Here is a 12,029-nt window from a genome sequence, read left to right on the forward strand (position 1 = left end):
GTCTATCTGGGCATTATTGCTTTATATAATGCCTTTTCAGATAAAGTATTAGCAGGGCGAGCCGCTGCAATTCTGACTTTAGTCGGGGTGATTAATTTACCGATAATCCATTACTCCGTTGTCTGGTGGAATACCTTACATCAGGGCGCAACAATCAGTAAATTTGAAAAGCCTTCAATGGCCCCTGAGATGCTTTGGCCTCTTCTTATTATGATCATCGCTTTTGCTGCATTTTTAGGGACATTAACTTTGATGCGCTTTAGAAATGAAATTTTAGCCAGAGAGAGTCACCGCCCTTGGGTGACTTTATTAATAGAAAACAGAAATGCACAATATTTAACGGGAGATAAATAGCATGGCGTTCAGTTCAATCGCAGATTTTTTTTCCATGGGTGGTTATGGTTTTTATGTTTGGTTATCTTACTGTATCTCTTTTCTCTCTTTAATTGTCTTGATAATCAATACAATAAATAAAAAAAAGAAAATTTTAAAAACAGTCAAGCAACGTATTGCACGCCAACGACGTATTAAAAACGCACAAAATATGGAAGGTACTCTATGAACCCCAGACGTAAAAAACGTTTATTAATCACCTCTTCATTAGTGGTTGGTTTGTCCCTTACGTTAGGTTTGGTATTGTTTGCCCTGCAGCAAAATATTGACCTGTTTTATACGCCAACAGAAATTATTAAAGGTAAGAATGAAACGGGTGTGAAACCTGAAATTGGGCAACGTTTACGTGTGGGTGGTATGGTTGTACCTGGAACGGTAAAGCGTGATCCTACAAGTTTAAAAGTGAGCTTTGATCTGATTGATAATGGTGGTGGTATCGTTACTGTTTTCTTTAATGGCATTTTACCTGACCTGTTTAGAGAGGGGCAGGGCATTGTTGCACAAGGAGAATTAATTAATGCGACACAGATTAATGCCTTTGAAGTGCTTGCTAAGCATGATGAAGAATATATGCCACCTGAAGTAGCTGATGCGCTAAAAGGTATGGATCATCTGAAAAACAATAATAATAGATAAAAGGACAGCTCAATGCTTGCTGAAATAGGTCAATTTGCGTTAGCAGTAGCGTGTATGTTGTCACTCTTACAAACTGTTTACCCGCTTTATGGTATTTATGCTCGTCAGCAAACTGCTATCGAATCGGCAAAAATACTGACTGTTCTACAGTTTGTATTTGTTTTATTGTCATTTCTTATTTTAAGTTATCTGTTTCTGGTAAATGACTTTACTGTCACCTATATTGCGACCAATTCTAATTCGGCATTACCCTGGTATTACCGTTTATCTGCAGTATGGGGCGCACACGAAGGTTCATTATTATTATGGGTGTTTTTACTGTCATTATGGAGCACGGCAGTTGCGCTGATGAGTAAACGTCTGCCTATTGAATCGATTGCGAGAGTGCTGGCTGTACTAGGTTTATTATCACTGGGTTTTTACCTGTTTGTTTTATTAACTTCTAATCCATTTTTACGTACCTTGCCATATTTCCCTGTTGATGGACGAGATCTTAATCCACTCTTACAGGATATCGGTCTGGTTGTGCATCCCCCTATGTTATATATGGGCTATGTCGGATTCTCTGTGGCATTTGCTTTTGCTATTGCCGCATTGCTGGAAGGGCGTTTAGATAGTGCGTGGGCAAAGTGGTCTCGCCCCTGGACTATGGCTGCTTGGGTTTTCTTAACCTTAGGAATCGCATTGGGCAGTTGGTGGGCATACTCTGAATTAGGTTGGGGTGGTTGGTGGTTCTGGGATCCGGTTGAAAATGCTTCATTTATGCCTTGGATTGCAGGTACTGCGTTAATTCACTCGTTAGCCGTTAGTGAAAAACGTGGCGTTTTTAAATCATGGACTGTTTTATTGGCGATTAGCGCATTTTCATTAAGCCTTCTAGGCACATTTTTAGTGCGTTCAGGGGTGCTTGTTTCTGTGCATGCATTTGCCAGTGATCCCGCTCGCGGTCTATTTATATTAGGCTTTTTGATCCTGGTGATCGGTGGTTCATTATTACTCTATGCTGTGCAAGCCGCAAAAGTAAAAAGCCGTGGACGTTACCGTCTGCTTTCGCGTGAGAGCTTGTTACTAAGCAACAATATTTTCTTGATTGCAGCATTAATCGTTGTTTTGTTAGGCACCTTGTTGCCGCTTATCCATAAAGAGATCGGCCTGGGCAGTATTTCAATCGGCGAACCTTTCTTTAATCGTATGTTTAGTGTACTGATTGTACCATTTGCACTGTTTTTAGGTGTTGGCCCTTTAGTGCGTTGGAAGCGTCAAAATCTATCAGAATTAATTAAACCGCTTGGCAGCTCTCTTGTCGCTACTATTGTACTCACACTGTTATTTTTAATTTTATTTGCCTCTCATTTTACCTGGCTTGCGCTGTTAGGTGTATTCCTTGGTTTTTGGGTATTAACAACAACCTGCTATGAGCTTTATTTACGGGCAACACATCGCTTTACTCTATTTAAAGGTTTAAGCAAGCTAGGCAATAGCCATTGGGCGATGAGTTTAGGTCATGCCGGTTTTGCTGTGATGGTAATGGGGATTACCATGACTCAAAATTATTCAATTGAGCGGGATGTGAAATTAGCTGTGGGAGAGAGCATAGCTTTTGAACATTACGATTTTCATTTTGATGCAATACAAGCCTTAAATGGTCAAAATTATACGGGCAGTATGGGCATATTTACGGTGCGTAAAGATCAAAACCTGATAGCAACGATGCAGGCTGAAAAACGTATTTATACAGTGCAGAGAATGCCCATGACCGAAGCGGCAATTGATGCTGGTTTTACCCGTGATTTGTATATCGCGATGGGTGAAATGTTACCAGATGGCGCATGGGCGGTACGAATTTATTACAAACCATTTATACGCTGGATCTGGTTTGGTCCTTTGATGATGTCATTCGCAGGGATACTGATGATGCTGGATCGCCGTTATCGTATTAAGAAGGTCGAAAAACCGTTACAGGAGAACTGTTAAGCATGGCTAATACACGTAAAATAATCACTTTATCGGTACCGTTAATCATCTTTTTTGTGGTCTGTTTTTTTCTCTTTAAAGGCTTGTACTCTGATCCTCGAAAATTAGATTCAGCACTGATAGGCAAAAGTGTTCCTGAGTTTACTCTGCAGGATATTTATAATCCTGAAAAACAGTACGATGCTTCGATTTTTAAAGGGCAAAAAATGTTACTTAATGTGTGGGCTACCTGGTGCCCTACATGTTATGCCGAGCATAAATTCTTAAATGAATTAGCAGGACAAGGTATTTATATCATAGGTATGAATTACAAAGATAACCGTCCCAAAGCGATCAAATGGTTAACCGATCTTAAAGATCCTTATCAAATAAGCTTGTTTGATAAGAATGGAATGTTAGGACTTGATCTTGGTGTTTATGGCGCACCGGAAACCTACTTGATTGATAGCAAAGGCATTATTCAATACCGCCATGTAGGCGCTCTGAATGAAAAAAATTGGCGGAATACTGTATTGCCTCTATTTAATGAGATGGAGTAAATGATGCGATTAATTTCATTGCACGCTTATTTAAGCCCGATTTTTGTTTTACTGTTGTGTTTTATCAGTAGTTCGGCCAATAGTGCTATTGATACTTTTGAATTTGATAGCACAGAACAGGAGCAGCTTTTTCATGATTTAAGTAAAAAGCTGCGTTGCCCGAAATGTCAGAACCAAAATATTTCCGATTCAAATGCTCAACTTGCAAAAGATTTACGTAATAAAACCTACGAATTAGTCAAGCAGGGTAAAAATGAAGAGCAGGTTGTTGATTATATGGTTGCCCGTTTTGGTAACTTTGTGCGTTACGATCCGCCGATGACACCCGCTACTATCTTCTTATGGCTAGGCCCGCTTCTTTTTATTTTACTTGGTTTCTATTTTTTATACGGTCAAATAAAGAAACAGAATAAACCCGAACAGCAATTAGATTTGCAAGAGGCAAAGCGTTTACAAAAAATTCTGGGTAAAAAAACAGCGGCCGATGAAAAGCTTAAACAGGGGAGTAAGAAATGATTTTACAGTTTTGGTTAGGCGCTATATTGCTACTTATTATTGCTTGCGTTGTATTTGTTTCTCCTTTTATTTTTCAGAAAAAGCAATTCGTTAAAACTGAAAATGAGTTAAATCGTAATCTGCTTAACCGTGACTTATATGAGATCCGTTTAGCTGAACTTGAGCAGGATGAACAGCAAGGTCTTATTATCGATAAAAAGAAAATAATTACCGAGCTGCAGCATAATTTACTCGACGATACAGTTCAACAGCAGGTAAAAAAAGAGTTCACAAAAAACAAAATGTTATGGTTACCCGGTTTACTGGTGTTGATTTTAGGCAGTGTTAGTCTGTACTGGTCGGTGGGTTCATATCAGCAAGTAGATAACTGGCAAAACGTATTACAACGATACCCTGCGCTGCAGAATAAACTGTTTAATGATTCGAGTAGTCGTCCAAGCGATCAAGATTTACGAGACATTATGTTAGGTTTGCGCACGCATCTTACAACTCAAGCTGATGACGCTGATGGTTGGTTATTGTATAGCCGTTTGGCAATGGTATTTAAAGATGCCGAGCTGGCCTTAAATGCAGTAAAAAAAGCTTATTTATTAGATTCTGATTCAATTGATATCCGTCTTGTATATATTCAACTTAAAATGCAGATGGGGGATCAATACTCTCGGAATCAAGCTGAGGTTATGCTGGTTAAGCTATTAAAAGATCAGCCAGATGAACTTGAAGCTTGGTCAATGTATGCTTTTATGGCACTGGAAAAACAAGATTTCAGTTCTGCAATTCAACGTTGGCAAAAAATGCTCACCTTAGTTGATGAAAATTCCGAACAAGCTGGGATTTTGCATGACAGTATCGCCTATGCAAAAAATCAGATGACGGGTGCGACAAAAACAACACCAGCGCTTGAACATTCACCGACAGTTGAAAACAGTGCGCAACAGAGTGTGATTGCGCCGCTAGGTGAAACTTACCAGGTTCAAGTTTCAATTGCTGAAAAAGTTAACCTTCCTGAAAATGGTTTCTTGTTTGTTTTTGCGCAACGAGTTGACTCTGCAATGCCTGTTGCTGCACTGAAAATGAAGATCACCAGCTTCCCTGTTACCGTTGAACTCTCGGATGCTAATTCCATGATGGAAGGGGATAAGTTAAGCGCCCAGCCGGAGTTTATTATCAAAGCACGTATTTCCTTAGACGGTAGTATCACTTCCGGGACGTGGCAAGGGCAAACTGAGGTAATAAAAGCAGGCGAAAAGAGCCCTATTAAACTACTTGTTTCGCAACCATTATAAAACACACGCTTATCTGGCAATAGGCGTATGTTTTTTATTTGGAGTGTGACTGTTTTTTAATTATACTTGTTTTATCTCTTTTTTAGGTGAATCTTACTCTTCTATGCTAACGCGAATTTGTTTTGTTTTTCTTTTACTGTTTTCCAGCTTTTCTTCTGCACAAACGGTAAATGGTGATCCTCAGTATCAAATGAGCGATCCTGTTGAACCTGTCAACCGTCTTATCTGGGATTTTAATTACCAGGTTTTAGATGCTTATATATATCGTCCGGTAACACAAAGTTATGTTGATTGGGTACCGACGGGAGGGCGTAAAGCCATTAATAACTTCACATTAAATTTTGAAGAGCCATCGACCATGGTCAATAATTTAATCCAGTTGGATTTTAAAAATTCAGCCGGTGCGCTGTTTCGTTTTTCTGTTAATTCTACATTCGGAATCTTGGGGTTCTTTGATTTAGCGGATAAGATGGGGATTGAACGGCGTCGTGAGACCTTTTCTAATGTGCTTGGGCGTTGGTCTGTGCCCAATGGGCCCTACTTAATGCTTCCTGTGCTGGGGCCTAGAAGTACCCGAAAATTAGTGGGTAGTTTTGTTGATGGTTTATATTTCCCGGTCAGTTACCTTACTTTTTGGCAAAATCTCGGTCTTTGGGGGCTTGATGGTTTAGATAAACGTGAAAGCCTGTTAGGGCAAGAGCCTCTCCTTGAGCAGTCACTTGATCCTTATATCTTTGTTAAAGAAGCCTATATCCAATATGAAGCATTTAAGTTTTATTCAAAGAGTGAAGATATAAACCGACTTATGGAAGAAAAATCAGAAGGGAAAGAAGAGGTGATTGATGCTGATTTAGAGGAGTTTATGGATGAGATAGATTGAGCCATTTCCCAGCTTAAATCCAACAGCTACACTATGACAATAAATATTTTTAAACTAACCTTAGGAGGTTAAGTGTCTAACATTAATTTAATTACCATTGATGGTCCAAGTGGATCAGGTAAAGGTACGGTTTGCCATATTTTAGCAAAAAAACTTAATTGGAATCTGCTTGATAGTGGCGCACTGTATCGAATTTTGGCGTTTGCTGCACTGCAGGAAAAAATAAGCTTAGATGATGCAGATAAATTATCTAAATTAGCGCTAAACTTACAAGTATCCTTTGAGTCGAATGGTGTTGGCGTTGATACCTTATTAGCTGGTGAAAACGTTGGTGATAAATTACGAACTGAGACAGTGGCACAGGCAGCGTCACAAGTTGCGTCAATGCAAGTGGTTAGAGATGCTTTATTAGCGCGCCAAAAGGCGTTTCGACAAGCGCCCGGCTTGATTGCTGATGGACGAGATATGGGCACTGTGGTTTTTCCTGATGCCCCTGTGAAGGTGTTTTTAGACGCCAGTGCTGAAGAGCGCGCACAACGCCGTTTTAATCAGTTGCAAGAAAAGGGTTTTAATGTTAGCATCGCGCAAATTTTAAGCGAAATCAAAGAACGAGATTTTCGTGATCGAAATCGTGCTGTTGCGCCGTTAAGGCCGGCAGAAGACGCATTAGTGATCGACTCAACATCATTAACAATTGATGAGGTTGTGAATCAGGTTCTTGAGCTGACTAAGCTGAAATTAAATTTGGCAGGGGAATAATCTCCTGCTGTTAAAAACACTGCTTTATGGATGAAGTGGTTATCTTTCTTGCCTCCCTTACTAATGGATTGTGAGTGGTTGTATAAAATAAGTGTGAATAAATAGATGATGGAATCTTTTGCTGAACTATTTGAAGAATCTCTTCAACAGGTAGAAACTCGCCCGGGTACGATTGTTAAAGGTACAATCGTAGGAATTCGTAACAACCTAGTATTCGTTGATGCTGGTCTTAAATCTGAAGCTGCAATCCCAGCTGAAGAATTCAAGAACGCTGCTGGCGAAATCGAAGTTGCTGTTGGCGATGTATGTGATGTAGCACTTGACGCGGTTGAAGATGGTTTCGGTGAAACTAAACTTTCTCGTGAAAAAGCGAAACGTCATGAAGCTTGGATCCAGCTTGAGAAAGCATACGAAGACCAAGAAACTGTTATCGGTGTTATCAACGGTAAAGTTAAAGGTGGTTTCACTGTTGAATTAAACGGTATTCGTGCATTCTTACCTGGCTCATTAGTTGACGTACGTCCTGTACGTGACACTGCTCACCTTGAAAACAAAGATATTGAATTCAAAGTGATCAAACTTGACCAGAAACGTAACAACGTTGTTGTGTCTCGTCGTGCTGTTATCGAAACTGAAAACAGTGCAGAACGTGAAGAGCTGCTTGAAAATCTTCAAGAAGGTCAAGACGTTAAAGGTATCGTTAAAAACCTAACTGACTACGGTGCTTTCGTAGATCTAGGTGGTGTAGACGGCCTGTTACACATTACAGATATGGCTTGGAAACGCGTTAAGCACCCAAGTGAAATCGTAAACGTTGGTGATGAAATCAACGTTAAAGTACTTAAGTACGACCGTGAGCGCACTCGTGTATCTCTAGGTCTTAAGCAGCTTGGTGAAGATCCATGGGTAGCAATCGCTAAGCGTTACCCTGAGTCAACTCGTCTAACTGGTAAAGTTACTAACTTAACTGATTACGGTTGTTTCGTTGAGATCGAAGAAGGTGTTGAAGGTCTAGTTCACGTTTCAGAAATGGATTGGACTAACAAAAACATTCACCCGTCTAAAGTTGTTAACCTTGGTGATACAGCTGAAGTTATGGTTCTTGATATCGATGAAGAACGTCGTCGTATCTCTCTAGGCCTTAAACAGTGTAAAGCTAACCCATGGGAAGAGTTCTCTTCAACTCATGATAAAGGTCAGAAAGTTTCTGGTAAGATCAAATCTATTACAGATTTCGGTATCTTCATCGGTCTTGACGGCAACATTGACGGTCTGGTACATCTTTCTGATATCAGCTGGGATGTTGAAGGCGAGAAAGCAGTATTAGAGTACAAAAAAGGCGACGAAATCGAAGCTGTTGTACTACAAGTTGATCCAGAGCGTGAACGTATCTCTCTAGGTATCAAGCAAATTGCTGCTGACCCGTTCAATAATTACTTAGCAGAAAACAAGAAAGGGTCTATTGTTGTAGGTACTATTTCTGAAGTTGATGCTAAAGGTGCAACTGTTACTCTTGCAGATACTGTTGATGGTTACATCCGTGTTGCTGATATCTCACGTGACCGTATCGAAGATGCATCTACAGTGTTAAAAGCTGGTGAATCTGTTGAAGCTAAATTCGTTGGTGTTGATCGTAAAAACCGCGTAATTAGTCTTTCTATTAAAGCGAAAGATGAAGCTGACGAGAAAGAAGCAATTGATACATTAAAACAACAAGATGAAGCGAGCATGGGTAATGCAATGCTTGACGCGTTTAATGCTGCTAAAGGCAAATAATTAATAAGGTGGTAGTTTACTACCACCATTGATTAGCATTAACTGGAGTCGGTTTACTGCATTCATTTATGAAAACGAGGTAAGTTATGACTAAGTCTGATCTGATTGAAAGACTAACCAGCAAGCACTTTCAATTGTCGGTTAAAGAAGTTGAGGAAAGTGTAAAAGAAACGCTAATGTTAATGACCAATTCACTTGCTAATGGTGAGCGAATTGAAGTTAGAGGCTTTGGCAGTTTCTCATTACATTTTCGAGCCCCGCGCGTTGGACGTAATCCCAAAACGGGAGAGAAAGTTGAACTGGGTGGCAAGTATGTTCCTCATTTTAAACCTGGCAAAGCATTGAGAGAGCGAGTAAATGCCGCAAATGCTTAATTAAAAATGATGCTTTTATAGCACCATTTTTTTTGCCCGTTAGTTAATAATTAAAACAAAATATTCAAACTATTCATATCAATGATTTATTCCCAAATGTATTTATAATACACTGCTACATTCATACTTTTCTTTTAGGTGTTACCATGAAACGCTTCCTGACTTTAATTGTAACTGTATTGCTGTTTGCTGTTGCTGTTGTGCTCGGTTTAAAAAACCAACAATTCATTAATGTTAACTATCTAATAGCACAAAGTGAAATGCGCCTTGCTACGCTATTGGCAATCATATTTATGCTGGGTTTTGTTGTTTCGGCTATTTTTGCCACACTGTTTTATTTTAAATTGAAAATGAAAAATAGGCTGTTACGCAAACATAATAAAAAACTGTGTAAAGAGCTTGATCAGTTACGCATCGCACTTACATTTGAAAAAGATTAATTTTTAGTGCAAGAGATATTCTTCCTTTTACTCCCTGTTGCAGCCTTTTACGGCTGGTATATGGGGGTGCGCAGTGTACATCAGAAAAATCAGAAAAAAGGCAATAAGCTCAGTCGCGATTATGTAAAAGGTTTGAATTTTCTATTAAGCGAGCAGCCCGATAAAGCGGTTGATCATTTTATCGCTCTATTAGAAGTTGATAATGAAACGATTGAAACCCATCTTGCCTTAGGTAATCTATTTCGCCAACGTGGTGAAGTTGAACGTGCTATTCGTATTCATCAAAACTTAATTGCCCGCCCTGCATTAACGCGAGAACAAAGAGACTTAGCACTGTTGCAGTTAGGTAAAGATTTTTACCAGTCTGGTTTGTTTGATCGCAGCGAAGAGATATTTATTCAGTTAAAACAATCCCCTGAATACCGAGAAGTTGCGTTTGAAAATCTTTTGCGAATTTATCAGCAGCTTAAAGAGTGGAAGGATGCCGTTTTAGTGGCAGAAACATTAAATAAACTGTCTAAAGGCAAAACCAATAGAAGAACCTTATCTTATCTGTACTGCAGTTTGGCTGAACAGTTAAAAAAAACCAGCGAAGAAAAACAAAAAATTAAACTTTATCAAAAAGCACTGGCTGTATTTCCTCGATGCATTCGCGCAACTATTGCACTGTCTGATTATTATGAGCAGCAAAATAAACCTGAAAAAGCATTACAAACTTTGCAGTCAATACCTGAAGTAGATATCGATTTTACTGAAGTGATTTTAGACAAGCTGTTAGCACTACATCAGCAGCTCGGCAGTGAAAAGGAGTTAATCTCTTACCTGTATCATGTTGTCAGCTTAGGTGGTGGGGCCAGTGCGGTTGTGTTGTTATCTAAATTGATTGCTAAATATCAAAGTATCGATAAAGCGCAGGCATTTATGTTACAAGAGTTGCGACGTAACCCGACGATGAAAGGTTTTAATCATTTAATGACTTACCATTTGCGATTGGCTGAGTCGGAAAATGAAAAAGAGAGTTTATCTTTCCTGCGCAAATTAGTATCAGAACAAATTATGCTTCGTCCACAATATCGCTGTCAAAAATGTGGCTATTCAAGTAAAAAGCTATTTTGGTTGTGCCCTTCCTGTAGAAGCTGGGGAAGGATCAAACCCATACGTGGATTAGATGGCGAGTAATATCAATTCCTGTTCGATATTGGAACTAGAAATAAAGTTAAAAGTTAAAAGAGGAAATTAAATGAGCCAGTTAGTCGATCCAAAAGTAGTTATCGCCTTAGATTATGCCGATAAGCAGCAAGCATTAGATTTTATCAATCAACTTGATCCTACTAGTTGTCGTTTAAAAATCGGTAAAGAGATGTTTACCCATTTTGGTCCTGACTTTGTAAAACAGCTAGTCGCTAAAGATTTTGATCTGTTTTTAGATCTTAAGTTCCATGATATTCCCAATACCGTTGCTAAAGCTGTTAAAGCGGCTGCTGATCTGGGTGTGTGGATGGTTAATGTTCATGCCAGTGGTGGCCGCCGCATGATGGAAGCTGCTAAAGCAATTCTCGAACCTTATGGTGATAAAGCTCCGTTATTAATTGCGGTAACTGTTTTAACCAGTATGGATCAGTCCGACTTAAAAGAGTTAGGCATTGAGCTTTCACCAGCCGAGCAAGTTAAGCGCCTGGCAATATTAACTAAATCATCCGGGCTTGATGGCGTTGTCTGCTCTTCTCATGAAGCAGAGGAGTTAAAAGCTTTATTAGGTGCAGACTTTAAACTGATCACCCCGGGTATCCGTCCTGCAGGCTCAGATGCGGGCGATCAGCGTCGTATTATGACGCCTAAGCAAGCCGTAGATGCTGGCTCTGATTATCTGGTCATTGGTCGCCCGATTACCCAGGCTGAAAATCCAGCACAGGTATTAAATGAGATAAACGCAACCTTAGTTTAATTATCTAAAGAATTTTTATTAAGAACATGAATCGTTTGTGAAAATTTGCAAGTGCGACTTTAGTCACGCCACTAAAGTCGCATCTCCCAAAACATATTATAAATGTCATGCCTTACTGTGAATGCAATTACTAGCGGGTTTTAAAACCTGCTTTTTATTATTGGAACTGTTTAATGAAAAAAATTGATATTAATAGGTATAAAGCTGAGTTTATGGAAAAATTTGCTTTTGATTTTAAACAGTGGATGTCGCCGGCGATTCGAGATTATTACTCATTATTTATCAAAAAAGCGCACAATAATAAAACTCAACTGCTTTCTTGGGTTAAAGAGTATTCCATCTTAAAAGATGGGCGTTCAATCAATGTGGCGCAAAAACCCGTGCAGCTTTCACCGGAAGCTCGAGAGCTTTTTTTGCAGTTACAAGCGCAAATAGGTGAAGAGGTACATGTCGGTGATTGGCTAACCATTTCCCAACAGCGAATTGATCAATTTTCTGCTGTCACTGAAGA

Annotated in this window: 14 protein-coding genes and 1 pseudogene; all 15 read left to right on the forward strand. The window is 39.4% G+C overall.

What is annotated here, in order from left to right; all coding sequences use genetic code 11:
- Positions 1 to 354 (forward strand): cytochrome C assembly family protein (locus tag AC4GME_RS01045; protein WP_490378911.1); only part of this gene is annotated, 354 nt, incomplete at its 5' end.
- Between the two features lies 1 nt (position 355).
- On the forward strand, positions 356 to 562 hold the full coding sequence (gene ccmD / locus AC4GME_RS01050) for a heme exporter protein CcmD (RefSeq protein ID WP_490375484.1): 207 nt from the start codon (positions 356 to 358) through the stop codon (positions 560 to 562).
- Positions 559 to 1,029: a cytochrome c maturation protein CcmE gene (ccmE, locus tag AC4GME_RS01055; protein ID WP_490375483.1), complete on the forward strand. Its 471-nt coding sequence runs from the start codon at positions 559 to 561 to the stop codon at positions 1,027 to 1,029. The genes ccmD and ccmE overlap by 4 nt, the downstream gene beginning before the upstream one ends.
- Before the next feature lie 12 nt (positions 1,030 to 1,041).
- On the forward strand, positions 1,042 to 3,003 hold the full coding sequence (locus AC4GME_RS01060; RefSeq protein WP_490375482.1) for a heme lyase CcmF/NrfE family subunit: 1,962 nt from the start codon (positions 1,042 to 1,044) through the stop codon (positions 3,001 to 3,003).
- Between the two features lie 2 nt (positions 3,004 to 3,005).
- Entirely contained in the window at positions 3,006 to 3,542 is a 537-nt protein-coding gene (locus AC4GME_RS01065) for a DsbE family thiol:disulfide interchange protein (protein ID WP_490375481.1), read from the forward strand.
- Positions 3,543 to 4,058 carry a cytochrome c-type biogenesis protein gene (locus AC4GME_RS01070; protein WP_490375480.1) on the forward strand — a complete coding sequence of 172 codons (516 nt, stop codon included), beginning with the start codon at positions 3,543 to 3,545 and terminating at the stop codon, positions 4,056 to 4,058. It begins immediately after the preceding gene.
- On the forward strand, positions 4,055 to 5,344 hold the full coding sequence (gene ccmI, locus AC4GME_RS01075; RefSeq protein WP_490375479.1) for a c-type cytochrome biogenesis protein CcmI: 1,290 nt from the start codon (positions 4,055 to 4,057) through the stop codon (positions 5,342 to 5,344). Before AC4GME_RS01070 ends, ccmI begins: the two co-directional genes overlap by 4 nt.
- Before the next feature lie 103 nt (positions 5,345 to 5,447).
- Entirely contained in the window at positions 5,448 to 6,224 is a 777-nt protein-coding gene (locus tag AC4GME_RS01080) for an MlaA family lipoprotein (RefSeq protein ID WP_490375478.1), read from the forward strand.
- A gap of 72 nt (positions 6,225 to 6,296) precedes the next feature.
- Positions 6,297 to 6,983 carry a (d)CMP kinase gene (cmk, locus tag AC4GME_RS01085; protein WP_490375477.1) on the forward strand — a complete coding sequence of 229 codons (687 nt, stop codon included), beginning with the start codon at positions 6,297 to 6,299 and terminating at the stop codon, positions 6,981 to 6,983.
- A 105-nt stretch (positions 6,984 to 7,088) separates the two neighbouring features.
- Complete coding sequence (gene rpsA, locus AC4GME_RS01090) at positions 7,089 to 8,759, forward strand: 30S ribosomal protein S1 (RefSeq protein ID WP_490375476.1); 1,671 nt, start codon at positions 7,089 to 7,091, stop codon at positions 8,757 to 8,759.
- Between the two features lie 86 nt (positions 8,760 to 8,845).
- Positions 8,846 to 9,133: an integration host factor subunit beta gene (locus AC4GME_RS01095; RefSeq protein WP_490375475.1), complete on the forward strand. Its 288-nt coding sequence runs from the start codon at positions 8,846 to 8,848 to the stop codon at positions 9,131 to 9,133.
- Between the two features lie 146 nt (positions 9,134 to 9,279).
- The gene (locus AC4GME_RS01100) at positions 9,280 to 9,573 is read left to right on the forward strand and encodes a LapA family protein (protein WP_490375474.1); all 294 of its coding nucleotides are present in this window, start codon (positions 9,280 to 9,282) and stop codon (positions 9,571 to 9,573) included.
- A gap of 6 nt (positions 9,574 to 9,579) precedes the next feature.
- Complete coding sequence (gene lapB / locus AC4GME_RS01105) at positions 9,580 to 10,752, forward strand: lipopolysaccharide assembly protein LapB (RefSeq protein ID WP_490375473.1); 1,173 nt, start codon at positions 9,580 to 9,582, stop codon at positions 10,750 to 10,752.
- Between the two features lie 61 nt (positions 10,753 to 10,813).
- The gene (pyrF, locus tag AC4GME_RS01110) at positions 10,814 to 11,518 is read left to right on the forward strand and encodes an orotidine-5'-phosphate decarboxylase (RefSeq protein WP_490375472.1); all 705 of its coding nucleotides are present in this window, start codon (positions 10,814 to 10,816) and stop codon (positions 11,516 to 11,518) included.
- A gap of 173 nt (positions 11,519 to 11,691) precedes the next feature.
- A pseudogene (locus AC4GME_RS01115) lies at positions 11,692 to 12,029 on the forward strand (MaoC family dehydratase); the annotation flags it as partial.

This window comes from Psychromonas sp. (assembly GCF_983033635.1).

Coding starts and splice junctions, on each gene's coding strand:
- pyrF (WP_490375472.1), top strand. CDS start 10,814: ATGAGCCAGTTAGTCGATCCAAAAGTAGTTATCGCCTTAGATTATGCC.
- AC4GME_RS01065 (WP_490375481.1), top strand. CDS start 3,006: ATGGCTAATACACGTAAAATAATCACTTTATCGGTACCGTTAATCATC.
- AC4GME_RS01100 (WP_490375474.1), top strand. CDS start 9,280: ATGAAACGCTTCCTGACTTTAATTGTAACTGTATTGCTGTTTGCTGTT.
- AC4GME_RS01070 (WP_490375480.1), top strand. CDS start 3,543: ATGATGCGATTAATTTCATTGCACGCTTATTTAAGCCCGATTTTTGTT.
- AC4GME_RS01095 (WP_490375475.1), top strand. CDS start 8,846: ATGACTAAGTCTGATCTGATTGAAAGACTAACCAGCAAGCACTTTCAA.
- ccmD (WP_490375484.1), top strand. CDS start 356: ATGGCGTTCAGTTCAATCGCAGATTTTTTTTCCATGGGTGGTTATGGT.
- ccmI (WP_490375479.1), top strand. CDS start 4,055: ATGATTTTACAGTTTTGGTTAGGCGCTATATTGCTACTTATTATTGCT.
- AC4GME_RS01060 (WP_490375482.1), top strand. CDS start 1,042: ATGCTTGCTGAAATAGGTCAATTTGCGTTAGCAGTAGCGTGTATGTTG.
- AC4GME_RS01080 (WP_490375478.1), top strand. CDS start 5,448: ATGCTAACGCGAATTTGTTTTGTTTTTCTTTTACTGTTTTCCAGCTTT.
- rpsA (WP_490375476.1), top strand. CDS start 7,089: ATGATGGAATCTTTTGCTGAACTATTTGAAGAATCTCTTCAACAGGTA.
- ccmE (WP_490375483.1), top strand. CDS start 559: ATGAACCCCAGACGTAAAAAACGTTTATTAATCACCTCTTCATTAGTG.